Raw genomic sequence first — 18,803 nt, 5'->3', positions numbered from 1 at the left:
AACAATGAAAAAAATACTCATATTCGATAATTACGATTCTTTTACATATAACTTATTTCATCTGGTAAAAGAACTTGGAGAAACCGATGTGGAAGTTCACCGCAACGACCGTATCACGTTAGAAGACATAGATCGTTTCGAAAAAATCATTCTTTCACCGGGTCCTGGTATTCCTAATGAAGCAGGATTATTGCTGCCGCTTATCGAACGTTACGCGTCTTCAAAAAGTATATTGGGAGTTTGTCTGGGGCATCAAGCTATCGGCGAAGTCTTCGGAGCCACTCTCGAGAATCTGACTGAAGTATATCATGGGGTACAATCTACGATACATATTTCAAGAGATAATAATCTGTTTGCAGGCTTACCTCGGGAAATTCAGGTAGGTAGATATCATTCATGGGTAGTATCTCGGAATAACTTTCCCGATTGCCTCGAAATAACTGCTGAAAGTGCCGAAGGCCAGATCATGGCTTTACGTCATAAATCATATGATGTTAGAGGAATACAATTTCATCCCGAATCGGTACTTACTCCTCAAGGGAAGGATATTATCAATAACTGGTTGAAATCATGACCTCGACCGTTATTTCTCCATTCATTAAAAAAATATGAAAATGAAAGATATACTCTATAAATTATTCGAACATCAATATTTGGGTCGGGAAGAAGCAAGAATTATATTGCAAAACATTACGCAAGGGAAGTACAACGATGCTCAAATCGCTTCACTGATTACCGTATTCCTGATGAGAAGTATTTCGGTAGAAGAACTTATCGGATTCCGTGACGCTTTACTCGATATGCGTAATCCGGTAGATCTGTCCGAATTCGATCCTATCGATATCGTCGGTACCGGAGGTGACGGTAAAAATACTTTTAATATTTCTACAGCAGCCTGTTTCGTCGTTGCCGGAGCCGGATATACCGTCGTAAAACATGGGAACTACGGAGCTACCTCGGTTAGCGGTGCCAGTAATGTAATGGAACAGCACGGAATAAAATTCACAGCCGATATCGACCGCTTGCGACACAGTATCGGCACCTGTGGCATTGCCTACCTGCATGCGCCTCTGTTCAATCCGGCAATGAAAGCGGTCGCTCCTATCCGTAAAGCATTGGGGGTACGTACATTTTTCAATATGCTCGGCCCATTGGTAAATCCGGCAATCCCTCGTTATCAGCTACTAGGGGTTTACAATCTGCCTTTGCTGCGCCTTTACAGCTATACTTTGCAAGAAAGCGAAACCCGATTTGCAGTAGTGCACAGTCTCGACGGTTACGACGAGATTTCCCTGACAGCCGAATTTAAAGTCGCTACTCCCGATAATGAAAAAATCTATACCCCCGAAAGTCTCGGATTTGAAAAAGCATCGGAAAATGATCTTGAAGGAGGAGATACAGTAGCCGAAGCAGCCGGTATTTTCGATAAAGTATTGAATAATGAGGCTTCGAAAGCCCGTAAAGATTGTGTAATAGCCAACGCAGCGTTTGCAATTCAGGTAATCGATAATCATAAAACGATAGAAGAATGTATCGATATTGCGAGAGAATCGCTCGAAAGTGGAAAAGCCCTGAATACATTCCGTAAGTTCTGTTCGCTCAACAGTTAAAAAATAAAATTCTTATATACAAGAGCTATGAATATTTTAGATACGATTATTTCGGAAAAGAAAAAAGAGATTATCCGCCAACAGGAAGCGTTCGGCACCGAATTACTTCTCGAATCGGAGCAAATTCAACGTAAAACCTTCTCGATGAGTCGATCGATTAGAGAATCGGCATCGGGAATTATTGCAGAATTTAAGCGGCGTTCTCCATCGAAAGGATGGATACACCCACACGCAAATGTGATCGATGTTGTTACCGGATATGAAAAAGCCGGAGCCGCCGCTTCTTCGATCCTTACCGACGAAGTATTTTTCGGTGGTATGCCGGGCGATCTCGTTCAAGCACGCCAACAAGTAAAAATACCCTTATTACGTAAAGATTTTATTATCGACGAGTATCAGATTTATCAAGCTAAAGCTATAGGAGCTGACGCAATATTGCTTATTGCCTCGGCCATCTCCCGAAAAGAATGCAAGCGATTTGCAACTTTGGCTCATCAGTTAGGACTCGAAGTACTACTCGAACTACATGATATCGCCGAACTCGATTACGCAGATTGCGAAGCCGATATGATTGGTGTCAATAATCGTGATCTCACGACATTCGAGACAAAAATTGATCATTCTTTTGAAATGATAAAACATTTACCTTCATCGGCATTATGTATCTCTGAAAGCGGGATATCCGATCCCAATGTAGTTTTTAGCCTTCGACAGGCCGGTTTCGAAGGATTCCTGATGGGAGAAAATTTTATGAAACATGAAGATCCGCAATCGGCTCTTGCAAATTTTATCGGACAACTAACTCAAATGGCAGTATGATATTGAAAGTTTGCGGCATGCAGAGAGGTGAAAATATTCGGGAAGTCGAAAAACTGGGAGTCGACCTGATAGGACTAATTTTTTACGATCGCTCTCCTCGTTTTGTTAAACATTTTCCCGAATATTTACCCCGTCATACAAAACGAGTAGGTGTTTTCGTCAATGAAACATTTTCGGTCATTCTCGAAACCGCCCGAAAATATAACCTTCAATTCATTCAATTACACGGTAAAGAGGAGATAAGGTTATGCGATAATATCAGATCTGCGGGATTGAAAGTTATTAAAGCTTTTCCGATAAAAAATTCTCGTGACCTCGAAATTACAGCACTTTACGAAGGGCATTGCGACTTTTTTTTATTCGATACCGCCTCTCCCGCTTACGGTGGAACCGGACAGTCTTTCGATTGGGCGATACTCGAAAGCTATACAGGAAATACTCCTTTTTTGCTAAGCGGAGGTATCGGCCCCGGAGACGAACATAAAATCAGGGCATTTTCCCATCCGAAATTTGCAGGGATCGACCTAAATAGTCGGTTTGAAGAAAAACCGGGATTGAAAACGATCGATAAACTTCGAATATTTTTACAGCACCTAAAAAATAATAAAGATATGAACCTCATTAACTCTCTTTTCAATTTAAAGGACCGCAATATTCTTTCTGTTTATTTTACTGCGGGCTATCCTCACCTCGAAGATACCCGTCATATATTGCGAGAATTACAGCATCAGGGCGTAGATATGGTAGAAATAGGAATTCCTTTTTCCGACCCGATGGCCGACGGGCCTGTCATACAAGCAGCTGCTACAGATGCCTTACGTAACGGCATGACTCTGCATAAACTATTCGAGCAACTCGAAAACATCCGGTCCGAAATTACGATACCAATCATTCTGATGGGATATCTTAACCCGATCATGCAATACGGATTTGAAAATTTCTGTCGGGATTGTGCAGCAAGAGGAATCAACGGGATGATCATTCCCGACCTTCCTTTTAAAGATTACCTCGAAAATTATAAACCGATCGCCGATAAATACGATTTGCGTATTATCATGCTTATTACTCCCGAAACAAGTGATGAACGTATTCGTTTTATCGATGAACATACCGACGGATTTATCTATATGGTTTCTTCTGCAGCCATAACCGGAGCACAAAAATCGTTCAACGAAGCAAAACAAGCTTATTTTAAACGTATTGAAAACATGCAACTACGCAATCAGAGATTAATCGGGTTCGGGATTTCCAACAAAGAAACTTTTGATGCCGCATGCCATAATGCGTCGGGAGCTATTATCGGAAGTAAATTCGTAGAGCTTTTGGGGCAAAAAGAAACACCCAAAGAAGCGGTATCTGAACTGTTACGCCTCATCGGCAGGAAATAAATAATCTTTGTGAAACAAACATATAATGCCCGTAAGATTATAAATTCTCCAAGCGTTATATATCAAATAACATTTATAACTATTGAATTCTATTTAATGATATTTCTCTAAAAATGACAGACGATATCGGTAAAGCAATATCGTCTGCATTTATTATATAATCAACACTTTATTCAACAATGACAATACGAGTAAGCGCATTACTTTCGTACATTTTATTCACTCCGCCTTTAGCCTCGATTTTCAACTGGCTTTCATTTACTCCGTAGTCATTTACCAATACATTATATACTGTTTTGGCCCTTTGTTGACTCAATCTTCGGTTATATTCTTCTGAACCGGTCGCATTATCAGCATAGCCTTTAATCGTATAAGTCTTATATGTATTCAATTTTATTTCGTCGGCTATGTACCGAATATTTACTTTCTCTCTCGAAGTGAGAGTAGATTTATTGATCGTAAAGAAAATAATACGGGGAACCGTAACTTCTTGCCTATTCACCACCTTTACAACTTCTTTAACCACTGGAGGTTTACTTTTTTCTTCGGCCAATTCGCTTTGCAAATTAGTATTCAGGCTTTCTTGTTCTTTCAATTTATCCTGTACACGTTTCATTTCCTCATACGAAACACCTTCTTTTACAATCGGTCGATTGGTAAAACCTCTTGTTTTAAAATAGTAAGTAGCCCCTATGTTTAAAGCATACATAGCGTCACCACCGGTCTTTCCCGCCCGGGTTCCGCTAAACGACGCCGTAGTAATCATAGCCCGGGCTTCGAGATTAATGTCCCAAGCTTTTGATACATGAAAGCGGTTAAGTAACCCGAAATTGAAACCGAAATATTGTCTTTCGGCCCAATCGGTGGTATGCAGCCAACCAAAACCGATAACGGGGATGATACTATATACACGATTCTCTCTATATCCGCAAAAAAGATTGGTGAGATTAAACATTACATCACCATGAATATATCCTATATTCCATTTCTGGCGATAAAGTCCTTTACTGTTCGGGTTACCATACAAATATGCTTCTTTCCCTTCATACCCCCATCCTCGTGCTTGTATTCCGCTAAATTGCAGTCGCAGTGCCAGACCCGGAGTAAACCATTTACCGAACCCGATATCGATAGAGGAAGATATACGCTTCTCGAAAGGTCCTTCGGAATCATCTTCTCCAAAATATACCTGTGGACCTGCCCCCACACTCATAAACCAGTTATCCCCGAAACGGTTGGTATAAACAGAATATTTATCGTTACCGATTACCGATTTTTGCTCGGCCTGATCTTGAGCAAACAAACTAAGCGGCAGAACTGCCAGCAATACAAGCAGTAGAGTCTTTCTAATCATTATAATTAAAAATATTAATTAAGTAATAATCATTCAAATATTAAGCAATCAGCAAATTCTCCTATCGGTTTTATCCCCTTAGAAATATCAACAAGTTGCAAATATAATTATTTTTCTTTATATAATATTTATTACGTGCTCTTAAATTACTCTATATGTGAAAAATATTATTATAATAGTTTATGTATTTAATTACCCACTATTTTCATATATAGTAAAGAATTTATTTTTTGCTTTTACCGTCATTTAAAATTTCTGATTCAAAAATATATAAATATTAAGCCGCCATTTATATACCATTATCATTCTTTCCTCTGTATTTTCATATATCCATTGTTACCGTATATTCCCATCCATTTCTTTTTATCTGCAAATAGATAAATGCAAAGTAAAACAAATAAAATTCAGCATACTCCCATACCCACTTTTGCCTGTTGTTATCGAATGAAATATGATCATACAATACTACTTCATATCGGGTATACTACTATTATATTTTAATTATAAAAGCCTACTTCTTAAATTTTTTCATAATTAAGCCGTTTCCTGCTATCCTTATACCACTTTTTTATCTCTTCTAATTCCGATCTATCCAGCATTATCAACATGGTAAAACTTGGGGTTTGAAATTCATATTCCCTACCAGTAAGAAAGCCAACAAGAAACAAAAATTCATTATCTTCACTATTACTAATACAATATTTTCCAGTATCTGCTATTATATAATTTTCTATCGAACTCAAATGTTTTGTAAATATCGAATCGATTTTTTCAATATTTGTCCTCTCATCCTGTTTATTCTTCCCTTCCGTATAAGATGTAATAAAAAGAATTACTAAAATCAATACAATAACTTTTAGGTTTATATTATTCCTGAATATTCATATCTTCGATCAATGTTCTATCCTGCTTATTATTATTTAATCTGTCCATATATGTAAATGGATATATATTGGTAGTTTCTTCTATACGGCGACTCTGAAAACTATCCGTTACGAACCATAAAATTCCATCTTTTATTTTTCTTTCATTACCATCAATTTTATTTTCTCTATCATTATAATTCTGAAAATAACGCTCTGTTCCTGAATAATTTATTATAACAGCAACTTTATAAATTATAAAATATATTTCTATACCTACATTGCCTCTGTAAAAAAAATGTTTACCCCTTACAATTTAAAGCTGATATAATATACCAACCGATCGTAATAACTCGTTTATATTTCCATCGATTATTTATCGATCTATATAGCGTTTCAATTCTTCAATATCAATCTCAAAGTGGGTATTATTGCCCCTTACGAGATTCCATTTCTTTTCTTCACAGGAATATTTATAACATAATTTTAAAACACCATTAGTTTCAAAATGTAAATATCTCCATCTCCTCTTTTTACTTACACCACCAATCACTAATCGAAAACTTAATGTATCACCTTTCAATTCTGTTCCTACTAATCGAAAAGCTGTCCCTTCTTCTATTTTCTGGAGGAATTTACGTCTTTCCAAAATCGTTACATTTCGAGATTTGTTAAATTCCGATAACTCAAAATTTTGTAATAATCCATCTTCTAAAAGATAATAATTTCTCAATGACGTGTTATATCCCCAACTTTCATATTCCAATAATTTATACTTAATTCCATCATTTATCATCCGGTTTAATTCATTCGTTAAACCTCCAGATTTTTCTTGTGCACCAACTAATGAGGCAAAACATAAAACAAAAAAATTCAACAACAACGTCTTTTTCATAATAATCACCTTTACAACAAATAAATAATAAACGCCTGATAATCAAAAATCTTTCCCTTAATTATCTTGATACTTTTTTAAGCTATCTCTTTGTTTATATATCTGTCACAAATTCATTTCTGCCGTAATCCATTTATGATTTGTGATATTGACCAGATCATCGGACCTAAGATGACTCCAACCATAATCAAACCGCCTTTATTACTCGTTCCTTTTAGTATTAATCCTACTATTATCCCGATGATAATTAAAGAAAACATAATTGCCATTACAATTAAATATGTACGGTTTTCTAAAAGAGACTTTTGCCGTTCTATAGGCTCAGTTGTTCCTTTTAGTTGATTATAACTTTTTATATCTGATTTAAAACTATTTATAAATTTCTTAAAATCATCATCTTTATCGAAAGACCATTGATTAAGTTTTAAAACTTTGCCTGATTTGAATTTTATTTTAAAAAAATCAAATGCATAACCCGATTCGTATTTATATGAATCTACATCTCTTAAATGAAATTCTAATATCGGTTTCATCTTTCCAAATCGATACGGTTGCATATACTCTATTTTATAATTTCGCTTTTCTGATGTAATTTTAATAATAGCTTTACCATAGAGACGAGGAAATTTAAAATACCCTAAAAGTAAAAATGAAAAAGTAAAGATAACAGCTATTAATTTCCCGCCTGTTACATATAAAAAACAAATATATGATACAATAAATATTATTATATATATAATAAATTGTATTATAAGAAAGATATCTCGGGAATAAATATTTATATCAAATTCTCTTTTCATAAATCAAATTTTTATTTGTAACCAAAATTACTATCAATAAATTTATTTATTTCATTACCCCATATTAATTGAGACGCACTCCATAATCCTCCTATTATAGCTAATCCTATGGCTACTCCAGGAGTACACGCTACTGAGAAAGCTACAGCACCCATACTTACCCCAAACTTAAGATATTAAAAGATGTTGATATGCCATTCGCCCATTTATCGAATTTCTCAAACAATATGGATAAAGAGAAATAGTTATTGTTAAAAAGATACGTATTTAGTGTTATCCATCGTATCAATACAAAATTATTTATTTACACTATTAGTATCCTAAATAATTTTTCCGTAAGTTATACCACCGTTTTTTCGCTTCTTCTGTCATGTGAAACATACTGTCGAACTGTTGTATATAGGAGTCTAATGTATCAAACATTTTATCCGAGCCGACATCTTCTTTAAAAGACTCTATAAAAAATTCCCTTACTTTCTTCGTTTTAAAACCCACTATTCCGATTTCCCAGTCTTTCGATGCAACTATACCCCATTCAGGAGTTTCAGAAAACAATACCACCGTTTCCCCATTCGAAAACATGGAATCGGCAGGACTATCACCCGGATCTCTATGTATAAACTCCTGATATTCATCAGATGTAGCTGTTATAGGAATAACAGCTACACTATATTTCTTAAAATAATAATAAAAATAACTTTCGGGATTTGGAGAAACAGTATAGAATGTAAAAGAATTATTCCCTAATTTTTTTATAAACTCTATCATTCCTTCAAAAAAATCTTCATGATATAAAAATATCGATTCAAAAAATAAAAAATCATCAAATCCTCTCTTAAACATGTTGTCAGGTAAGAGTAAATCCGCTTGGAATATCTTATTCTTTTTTATTCTCTCTTTTTCAAATCTTTCTTTATCAACTATAAAATCTACTTTCATTTTTCTAAACGTATTTCTTTTTTCACTTTATTTTTCTCTGCATAATCAGCTGTAGGACCATTATGGTCGCTTGAATTATAATCTCTTACAGAATATTTTTTATCTCCTTTTGTATAAATATCAGCTTTACCATCTTTACTTAGCGTTTTTTTATACCCGGAATTTTCTAGATTTTTCCCAAATTCTTTTTTTGTAACATCTGTCTTTATATTTGTTGTGCTACTCTTTCCTCTTGAAGACTTAGTAACATTTTCATATTTCGAAGATGTTCCAGAACCATTCGCTGCATCTATTCTACCTTCCCCTTTTACTACACTTTTTACAGCATTATTAATCATAGTCGCACCGTGTGTTGCGACAGCGGCCCCAGCAACAGCAGCACCACCACCTACCACACTTGCTGTTCCGGCAGAACCCACTGTTATTGCTCCCCCGGCAATAGCAGTTGCACCTCCAATAAACATTTCGCCTACACCTCCAATTGCGCTCAATACATCTCCTACTAACTGGCCGCCGTTATAAGCACTTGCATTTGCAACGGTCGAGGGATTACCCTTCCAGCTACCCATGCTCATATTGCGCCCGATCGCATCACCTACCCCTCTAAAAAAGTCGAAACCACCCCAAACTTCTTTTCCATCTAAGTCTACAAGACAGACCGGATTTCCGGCGCAGTAAATATACGGACTTATTCCGAGATATTTATAAGCCAACGGGTCCGGAGTGGTCCATCGTAACAATACCGGGTTATACATTCGAGCGCCATGATCGTACAAATTCATGTTATGCATCTGATCGAACTCCTTGCCGCTCAGTTTCTTCGTCTGAAATTCAGGGTTCACGCTGTTACTCATCGGCAGCCCGGAAGGATAATACCGGTTCGCCTGTTGGAGGTTTCCCTCTTTATCCGTTACAACGCAGATACTTCCCAAATGGTTTTTCGAATAATAGTAATTTTTGCCCGATTCGGCATCGTAATAATAATCATCATGATAGACAAAACGAAGGTTGACTCCTCCTCCCATATAGACTTTATTACCCTCGTAGAACATATAAGTAGATGTCGTCGTCCCGGCCGCAGGAGTTACCGCACTCCCGTAAGGGACTGTCATATTCGTCTTTACCGTACGGTAGGTTACCCCCGTCTTTTCGCCACGGCCATTGTATTCGTATTCGGTAATATCCCCCCGACGCGTCTGAACCTGGCGGGGAAGACTCAATACATTATAACTTACCGAACTTACCTGCATTCCCTCGTTCCAGATCTCCCGACCGCTATTGTCGTAACCGATACCGTGGCTCGTTTTCCCATTCTGCTTATATTCGATAAGGCCGTTACGAGTCTGATCAGCGATAGATTCGCTGATTCCCGACAACAAGCCCGTCTGAGCATTATAACTCAACGACAGGTTATCGATTTGCTGCGTTCCTCCTCCTGACGGTTGCGGCCAGTAACGATACAAATGAGTAATGTTGCTGTTCCGGTCAAATTCATACTGCTCGCCAAACTGGCCGTCTTTATTCGGTCCATAGAACGAACTCCAAGCATTATACAACCGGTTCAATCCGTCGTATTCATAATAAAAGTGTTCCTGCTCATAACCCGGTTTCAGGATTTGGAATATCTGCTGACGGATATTCCCGTTAAAGCAACTCGAGGCGTCGTTCACATCCTGGTAAACCAACCTTTCTTTGAAATAACGGCCCCTAATCCCTTGTACCCAACCCCGGATCGTATAATCGTAACCGATCGTGTCTACCGGCGTGCCGTTCTCCGAGATACGTTTGCGGCTGACCCGGCCCAAACGGTCGTAATCATAAAAAATACTTACCTGTCCGCTCGTATTGGTGCGTTGATTTTCCCATAAACAGTTACTCTTCGATAAACGCTTCTGGCTATTGTACGTATTCTCCTCGGTCTCGATATAAGTGATACCCGAACCGGAATGATAACTGTAGTGACGGGTCACCTGCCCCAGATAGTCATATGCATAATAATCGGACTGACGGCTCAGGGGGGAAATCTCGCGGCGTTGTACTTCATTACCCCGGTAATCGTAATAATGAGAAGTGATACGGGAATATTGATTCGCAGACACTTCCAATCGATACGTGATTTCTCCCGTCAATCGTCCTTTCGCCCCCTGACCGTTACTCGTCGCATAACGATCTCCGTACCCCGATTTACTTTCGTAAGACAGTAGGGAGCTGTTGGGCACTCCCGTTATCGATGGAAGTTCTAAATAATCATAGGTATCGTAATAATAGACGTTATGCAGTTTTATATTCGTCCCGCTAAAGGTGGTCGAATATCCTGTCCCTTCCCAGTTATCCGACGGATTATACTTCGTTTCGACGGATTTATCCCGTCCATAATCATTTACGATATCGTCACACTCCCCTTCGACGACCAATCGGTCCTGATCGTCATACAATTTAAACAGACACCGGTTATCGGGCAAAAGTTCCTGTATCACACGGTAATATTTATCATAATACAGCAGACTTGTTTCTGAGCCCGGTGTTCGCACCATGGTCGGATAGCCATAAGGGAAAGAATCGGGGAGTTCTGAGAATAAATGAATGTCTTTCTCCATGCTACAATCAAATTGCGTTCCGGCATATTTAACTGATGACTCGGGAGGTAAAACCGCTTCGGGGCGATTCTGTCTTTCATAAGTGAAATAGGTATCACTGGCCTCACTGCCATTCATTTTCCTCTCGAGTATCTTCTGTCCCAGTCCATTATGAAACTCATAAACAACGTGTCCGTCTTCGTCGGTTATCTTCGTGACAAACAAACTGCCTGCCGGATATTTTTTCGTCATATCGACATTCACCCCGCCGCGTTTCAACGCCATGTCGTAACAGGACATATCCCCCGAGGCGTCATTCAGATAATAATCATAACGCACTTTCTTTCCCGAGGATCCGCTTCGCCAATCTTGTCCTTCTCCCGTTTCCTCTACGGGACGACCATCACTGCTATTTTCATAAACCGTTTCCCGATAAGGGGCCGTATCGTTATAGAACGATCGGGCAGCCGATTCGACTAAATTTACCGCTACAAACGCTCCCGTTGTCTGGTTTCCGGCATAAGTAAGCCACGAACGTAAAGGCCGATCACGATAATCGAGGGTAGTATAAGTAATCAAGTCTTCTCCATTACCTCCCATTTTACGTTGTACCGTTTCTTCGGGACGTCCCAGAGGATCAAAGTACGTGTATTCTTCGAAACTGTTATTACTGTTTACCTGCGAGGGAGATGTTACGATCTGGAAAGGAGTCGAACGAACAACATAACTTCCTCCCGGCTGAATATAATACCGGTAATGTTCCCGTATTTCTTTCGCTCCTCCGACAGGATTTACCTGATATTTTGCCAACAAACGGTAATAAGCGTCATATTCGTAACCATATTTTGTCTGGTCGGGAGCCGTTTCTTCTTTTACACCCACCAACGGTTTATAAATACGGCTTACGATACGAGATTGAGGCAATGAGTTTCTCAAATTATTTAGCATCGTTATATCCTGTGGCAATAGGGTATCCTTGCCAGCCAGCGCATCTATCTGTGCCTGTGTTATTTTAGCTTTCACCTCTTCAGCCGTAACACCCTGTATCTCGGCTACCACATATTGCGAACGATATCCCCATAAATAAAATACCTTCTGATGATCGTTCAACGTCATATATTGAGGACGGCCATCGATATTATATTCCACCATGTTTAGTTTATCGAATCCTTTATCCCTCGATTTCAGACTGATACTTTGTTCCCGCGCTTCTCCATCGGAGAACATTGCGTAAGTATGGTTTTCCTCCTCCCAAGTACGAGACCAACCGCTACGGCTGGTAATGGTAGACAATCGCTTCAGCAAAATATTCAAGCGGTTGCCTTCATAAAGTTTTTCCCTGACGACCTTAGGGACTAACAAACTATTCGACGTCAGATATGTACGGGTATCTACGATTTTCGTTCCGTCACCGTATGTCGTGGTCACTTTAGTAGGTGTAATAAGATCGGCATGCGTATAATCATATACTTCGGTAGTCACATTTTTCTTCGTCCCGTCATGTATAGTAGTTACCTTTTTGGTTTCAAGCATGATCCCGGTCTCAATATTATACAATTTCAGACTAAAATCATTCACAAAGTATTTAAATTTATCGCTCGACGGACCAAAAGGAGATACTTTATTGAATATACGGCGCGCCCTGGCCAAACCCGAATGATATTCAGCATAAGTGTGTTCGATTTCCCTTTCTAACCGAAAATCTACCGTGACTCTATTATTTCCGTTCCGGCTTACAACGGTTTTATATTCTTCTTCTTTCAACAACAAGCCGTCACGCCAATGATTGCGTGGATTGATACGGATATTCGTTTCCGGAATGTACAAATCGCCGCTTTGATCCTCGAGCGGATCCCGATGCCGGTAGGTGAATATCTTACGAACCATCGAGGCCGTATCGGCATCATCATACGCGTCTTCCCGCACCTGTTCGTAAATGATAGGGGAACCTCCCGAAAACAAAATATCGTTTACCGGATTAGACATATAACTCCGCAACCGGGTAAAAAAGACCCGTTGCCCGTTATCCATATTCGTATAAGTATGACGGCATTCGCTCATATATTCATTCAACCCCATTTTACTTTTCACGTAACCCGTACCGCAGCCGTTTACTCCGTATGTATAACGACGTACATAAATCCGGTTGGCATGCCCCAAATTATCCGACCCCACATTTACGATACGCTCTACACGCAAACCTCCGCATAGACGAACCGTATCAGCCCCTGATGCGGTTTTATCTTGATAACGGTTGGCCTCATAATGAATAGAGGTATACCCGCCGCTCGGGTAGGTAATTTTTGTCAATACCCCGCATTTCATCGCGGTTTCATTACTGCCTCTTTCCGCATCTCCGATTACTCCCTGAATATCTTCTAAAGTGGGTGCTTCCACTTGACAGTTTATCGCGGTTCGCTTCACGGCATTCTGTGAAGACGTTAAACCCTCACCATTATAATATCCCCAGAAATCGACATCCTTAGTACTTAAATCGTAAGGTAAGGTATTGCCCCAGTAATCGAACGAATAAGTCTCTATTACATTACCCCGGGCATCGAGAAACTCCACACTATCGAGACGGCGCTTGTAGTCCCGATCATTGCCTCCGGGTAGGAAAGTCGTATGATTCAATCTTATGCGACGTATTTGATTCCCATTATTATCGTACACCGTAATATATTGTAAGGTAGGCCGGGAGGTTCCACTTTTTTCAAGAGAAAAAACGACCCGCCCTCCCCTAAATCGTATTTCTTCGGGATAATGCGCTGTTACATTCGACTCGTAACCGACATCGAAAGCCGACGAGTTTTCACAGCTTCTCTGTAAGCTTCCATCCTTTTGAAGATTATAACCGGCTACATATCCGCTTGTCATGTATTTAACATAGGGATAATGGGCTGTTGCACATTCTAAAACCCCGAATGCCGTACTCTGATCGATACTGTCTTCGACCGTTATCATATCGTATAAAGAACGCTGGTGCGTATTTTGACCTTCCTGATAATGAAAATAAACCGTATCCGACGTATGCGGGCTAATCATTCGGCTGGCCTTCCAGCAAGTCGTAGCCATGCCGCCTTTCATATCGGTTATCTCCCTGAACTCCGCCACATAACGCTGTAAAGGACTGTCTCCGAACTCATACAAGACTCCATTTTCATCTTGTATCGTCATATTATAATGTTCATTCGTAAATCCCGAGAGATCTATTTTTACCGGGTCGTACGGAATGGTCATAGGTACGGCGCTCGCACCCAACTCTCTTTTTATAATAAAACTTCCGCTTTTATCGGCCAGCCGATAATAAAAATCGTCCGGTTCCTCTTCTTTATTGCCATTAGCCAAATCCTTATAATACGCACAATCCAGACCGGGCTCGTTACTGAAAAGGTTTCCGTTGATTAGATATCCTTTCTCATCGGGCATCACATTCACCGAACGGGTAATCTGAGGCTCGGCATTTAAACTCCATCCTAATCCTACCAATCCCGATATATCGTGCACCCGTAAACCGGAAGCATGATAACTGAGCGTAATAGGCAATCGCAAATCGCCACATACTATTTCATATAACGGAATAGAAATATCGGGAACGCCGGTACAATGATCTACCGGATAATTTTGATATTTCGCTATACTTGCCGCGTCAGGACTCGGCAGCATCTTATCGGGAAGGTTCAACCTTATATTTTCTTCTTGCCCATAGGCATACAATTCCGCAAGCATAAATGCAAAAACAGCAATCTTTCTCATTTTCATAGGATACATTTCGATATACTACTCTTTTATTATTATCCGGGTAACGATCTCATTCTCTATTCTCATAACCAATAACAACTGACCCCTCGGGAAGCCCGATACCGGAATCGTTTTACGGTAATCCCCTTCCTCCCGGTGCGTTCCTCCCGAATATAAAATACGTCCCGTCATATCTTGAACCGATAGATTTACCGAAACCGCTTCTGGTAAAATATATTCTACACGGAGTTCGTCTCGTACCGGATTTGGATAAATTTTCAATTCTAAACGTTCTTTCCACGAAATTTCGGGCTTTGTTTCTTCCCTCGGATTTTCGTCTTCCCCTTCCGCCAACAACCACTCGTTCTCCGGATCGTAACCCACATAACTTTCCATGCTGTCGAGGCTGCAATACAACGAAAAACGATTCATCACGTAAGACGTATCAGGGGTTAAGATCAAATTTTCATAAGACTCAAACAACGGATAACGGTAACCTCGAGCATACCACGACGTTACCCTAAGTTCGATGACCGAACTATCATTGACCAACCGATAAGCGATGCTGTCTTTCACGTGCGGTATTCGTAACGAATCCGGCAAATAATAGGACGCTGTTATTGGAGTAGCATCCTGTACATAACGCTCGGTAGTCGTTATCTGCAGCACATGGCGCAACGTATCTTTTCCAGGTAAGATCAATATTCCTTCACCATCTACCACCGTATGACCTGTACCTAACTGTTCCAAAGACAAACGATCGCAATATTTTCCGCGTGTATAGAGGTACCCTGAAACACTATCGCCGTATGCGAACGGATAACAGAACAATGGACGTGGAAAAACATGACGCACGATCGACGACTCGTTTTCATAACCTTTCAGAAACACCGTATCACCCTCATCATGATAATAAAACCGGGTCGAAAAAGCTTCCTTTACAATGCTACCGTCCCGAACGTCGAAACCATACGAGACACTTTCTACCGGCCCCCCGGCCTTCACTTTCGAAAAATCCCACACACAGTCCTTTCCCGTTGAATCGGCCGGTTGATAAGTAGTACGGGTCCACTTAAGTACATCGCCTACTCTGGGTTGATTATACTGGCGAGTCAGGCATAATTGCCCCGATAAAATTGAACTGGATAATAAAAAAAGAAAAACTAAGATATTACGAAAATTCATAGATATTTCACGTTTATATTAATAACGCACTAAAAAATAAGGTCACAAAACGACTGCAATTATAATTATTATATCTTTTTTCACCAAATATTTATTTCTATATTTTATAATTACAAAAAAAGAAGAGGTATAATCATATGATTATACCTCTTCTTTGTATGGTCAGATATTATTTCCGAACTTCTCAGATAAGGCCGATCAACAAATCGCCTTCAGTCTCTTCAATAGAGATCTTATCTTCACGAGATAACCATCCCAATGCAGCGTAAAGCTCTTTATCTTTGAGCTTGGTAACTTTCTTAAGTCCTTTCAGTGTCAATTTTTCGCCACCGTTCAGTGCATTCCACACTAATCCGGCATTCAAGCCGATTTCTTCTCTATCCATCATTCAAAAATTTAATTAAGATTTTACATCAAAAATCTTTTTTAGTTATGATTCAAGTACAAAAGTATGATTTTATCTACTATACCCATGCGAAAATTACATTATTTAACAATATTGATAATTCCGGAAGTCTTTACTTTTCATACCTGAATATATAAAAAGACATCGATATAAACGCTCGAAATATAATATTGTTCTGTATATTATTCATTTTTAATGTCTTTTGTACACCAATTTTTTTAACACTATAAAAAGTGAAATTACTTACTCAATGAAGAATAAACAAAAAGACCTTCACAATATTATGTAAAGGTCTTTGATAAAATATTTTATATTTAAACTTATACTACAGGTATTTTCAATACTTGTCCTACTTTAAGAGAAGCATCTTCCAGATTATTCAATTTTATAATAAGCTCCGAAGTAACTCCCGGGAAACGTCGTGAGATTGTCCACAAGCTTTCTCCTCTCGTAACTTTATGGTATAAATATTTTTCAGCACCTGTAACCGAAGTTTCAGTCTTACCGGTATTTTTGCGAGCTAAAACCTCTTCTTTTTCAAGTTTTTCGTTTTTTGCTTCCGCACTGCTATTTTCAATAGTTTCAACTTTATTACCCTCCTTCTTCGCATCGGCCATCAGCTGCTGAGATTCATTCTCCTCTTTTACCGGGACATCAATATATTTCGTTTTTTGTATTTTCAAACTTTTTCCCGCTCTAATATTATTACTTTTCAAACCGTTCCAAGATTTCAACCGACTCACCGACACTCCATATTTATCAGCAATCACTGAAAGACTTTCACCCGGTTTAATCCGATGATAAAGCGTTGAAACCGTTTTCTGACGGGTAACAGGATTATTATCTGACAACACCTTTTCATCCCTTGCTTCCGCTGCATTCACAACAACTGTTTTAGATGAATCGACCACAGTTGCAACTTCATTTTTTGCAATCGGTTTCGTTTTTACAACCGGTTTTGTTTCCCGGGAAGCCAAAACCGGGGCACTTACCCGTAAACGTTTGCCTGTGTTTATCGTATTACTACGTAAATTATTCCATTTACGCAATTGTTTCACCGATACCCCGTATTTATGCGCTATTGTAGACAATGATTCTCCTCTTCGTACTTTGTGATATGTATAACCCGATACTGAATTATATCCCGAAGGATCTACAGTCGTACGACGCGCATACAAATCGGGGCGATACTGCAAAATCGAATCCTTTTGTTCGATAAAAGCATAAACTTGCTGCGAAGGAAGAATAAGTGTACGTGTTTTAGCATTTCCCGGTACTATATCGCGGCGATATTGCGGATTAAGAGACCGCAATTGATCGACAGGTATCTGCAACACATCGGCAATTTGCTGCAAATGAACCTGTTCGTTTATATGTATCGTATCGGTCGTAAGGGGCATATCAGACAATACCGGACATATATTATGATCACTATAATAACGCATCACATAATTAGCCGCAATAAAGGCGGGAAGGTATCCTCTCGTTTCACGGGGCAGATAATTATAAATCTCCCAATAGTCTTTACCTCCCGAACGACGAATCGCTTTATTCACATTTCCGGGACCACAGTTATAAGCAGCAATCGCCAACCCCCAATCATGATATATATTATATAATTCCTTCAGATAACGAGCGGCCATTTCAGACGACTTTAACGGATCACGACGCTCATCGACCAGACTGTTTACCTCCATCCCTAAAACTTTAGCAGTTCCGATCATAAATTGCCACAGCCCTGCAGCTCCGGCACGGGAAGTGGCCTCGGGCCGTAAAGCCGATTCTATAATCGGTAGATATTTCAATTCGAGCGGTAGTCCCTGTCGTTCGAGTTCCTGTTCGAAAATCGGGAAATAATAATTTCCCAAACCCATCATAACTTCTACGAGCTTACGCCGTTTTTGAGTATAAAAATTAATATAAGTTTTTACGATCTGATTAAAAGGCATCTCGATAATAGTAGGCATATTGGCCAACCGCTGAATATAAACCGAGTCGGGATAGTCGATATTGACACTGGTACTGATACAATTCTCATCGATAATAGCATATTTTTTAAGATACCAATTAGAAAAAAGACTATCCACATCGTTTTCGAGACTTTCGGGAAGTATGATATCTTTATCGGAGATAGTATCTTTTGCAGATGGCTTTACAGGCAATATATCAGCTTTTACCGTTATACTGGCTATAAACAGAATGACAAATAAAAAAAATACGCGCATAA

The 18,803-nt window shown here is 39.2% G+C and carries 12 protein-coding genes and 1 pseudogene; 5 read left to right on the top strand and 8 right to left on the bottom strand.

The window, feature by feature from the left end; genetic code table 11:
• Window positions 1-4 precede the first annotated feature (4 nt).
• The 5 genes and pseudogenes from NMU02_RS12540 to trpA all read left to right on the top strand — a co-directional run bounded on the left by NMU02_RS12540 (window position 5) and on the right by trpA (window position 3,817).
• Entirely contained in the window at window positions 5-574 is a 570-nt protein-coding gene (locus NMU02_RS12540; RefSeq protein ID WP_255028294.1) for an anthranilate synthase component II, read from the top strand.
• A gap of 40 nt (window positions 575-614) precedes the next feature.
• Entirely contained in the window at window positions 615-1,610 is a 996-nt protein-coding gene (gene trpD / locus NMU02_RS12535; RefSeq protein ID WP_255028293.1) for an anthranilate phosphoribosyltransferase, read from the top strand.
• Between the two features lie 27 nt (window positions 1,611-1,637).
• On the top strand, window positions 1,638-2,429 hold the full coding sequence (gene trpC, locus NMU02_RS12530; protein ID WP_255028292.1) for an indole-3-glycerol phosphate synthase TrpC: 792 nt from the start codon (window positions 1,638-1,640) through the stop codon (window positions 2,427-2,429).
• Window positions 2,426-3,007 (top strand): annotated as a pseudogene (locus NMU02_RS12525) (phosphoribosylanthranilate isomerase); the annotation flags it as partial. The gene trpC and the pseudogene NMU02_RS12525, both read left to right, overlap by 4 nt.
• Before the next feature lie 33 nt (window positions 3,008-3,040).
• On the top strand, window positions 3,041-3,817 hold the full coding sequence (gene trpA / locus NMU02_RS12520) for a tryptophan synthase subunit alpha (RefSeq protein ID WP_255028315.1): 777 nt from the start codon (window positions 3,041-3,043) through the stop codon (window positions 3,815-3,817).
• Window positions 3,818-3,986: 169 nt separating this feature from the next.
• Here trpA and NMU02_RS12515 read toward each other — a convergent pair whose 3' ends face one another.
• The 8 genes from NMU02_RS12515 to NMU02_RS12480 all read right to left on the bottom strand — a co-directional run bounded on the left by NMU02_RS12515 (window position 3,987) and on the right by NMU02_RS12480 (window position 18,801).
• The gene (locus tag NMU02_RS12515; protein ID WP_255028291.1) at window positions 3,987-5,171 is read right to left on the bottom strand and encodes an OmpA family protein; all 1,185 of its coding nucleotides are present in this window, start codon (window positions 5,169-5,171) and stop codon (window positions 3,987-3,989) included.
• A gap of 1,239 nt (window positions 5,172-6,410) precedes the next feature.
• Window positions 6,411-6,929 (bottom strand): hypothetical protein, encoded by a 519-nt coding sequence (locus tag NMU02_RS12510; protein WP_255028290.1) that lies wholly within the window; start codon window positions 6,927-6,929, stop codon window positions 6,411-6,413.
• 113 nt (window positions 6,930-7,042) lie between these two features.
• Window positions 7,043-7,729, bottom strand: coding sequence for a hypothetical protein (locus NMU02_RS12505; RefSeq protein ID WP_255028289.1), 687 nt, complete (start codon window positions 7,727-7,729; stop codon window positions 7,043-7,045).
• 312 nt (window positions 7,730-8,041) lie between these two features.
• Window positions 8,042-8,668: a hypothetical protein gene (locus NMU02_RS12500; RefSeq protein WP_255028288.1), complete on the bottom strand. Its 627-nt coding sequence runs from the start codon at window positions 8,666-8,668 to the stop codon at window positions 8,042-8,044.
• Window positions 8,665-15,006 (bottom strand): RHS repeat domain-containing protein, encoded by a 6,342-nt coding sequence (locus NMU02_RS12495; RefSeq protein WP_255028287.1) that lies wholly within the window; start codon window positions 15,004-15,006, stop codon window positions 8,665-8,667. The genes NMU02_RS12500 and NMU02_RS12495 overlap by 4 nt, the downstream gene beginning before the upstream one ends.
• Before the next feature lie 18 nt (window positions 15,007-15,024).
• Entirely contained in the window at window positions 15,025-16,170 is a 1,146-nt protein-coding gene (locus NMU02_RS12490; RefSeq protein ID WP_255028286.1) for a T9SS type A sorting domain-containing protein, read from the bottom strand.
• Between the two features lie 184 nt (window positions 16,171-16,354).
• On the bottom strand, window positions 16,355-16,555 hold the full coding sequence (locus NMU02_RS12485; protein ID WP_255028314.1) for a winged helix-turn-helix domain-containing protein: 201 nt from the start codon (window positions 16,553-16,555) through the stop codon (window positions 16,355-16,357).
• A gap of 341 nt (window positions 16,556-16,896) precedes the next feature.
• A complete protein-coding gene (locus NMU02_RS12480; RefSeq protein WP_255028285.1) occupies window positions 16,897-18,801 on the bottom strand; it encodes a LysM peptidoglycan-binding domain-containing protein in 1,905 nt (634 codons plus the stop codon).
• Window positions 18,802-18,803: the final 2 nt, after the last annotated feature.

It is taken from the genome of Coprobacter tertius (assembly GCF_024330105.1).
Taxonomy (GTDB): Bacteria; Bacteroidota; Bacteroidia; order Bacteroidales; family Coprobacteraceae; genus Coprobacter; species Coprobacter tertius.
This window is presented reverse-complemented; position numbering and strand designations above follow the sequence as displayed.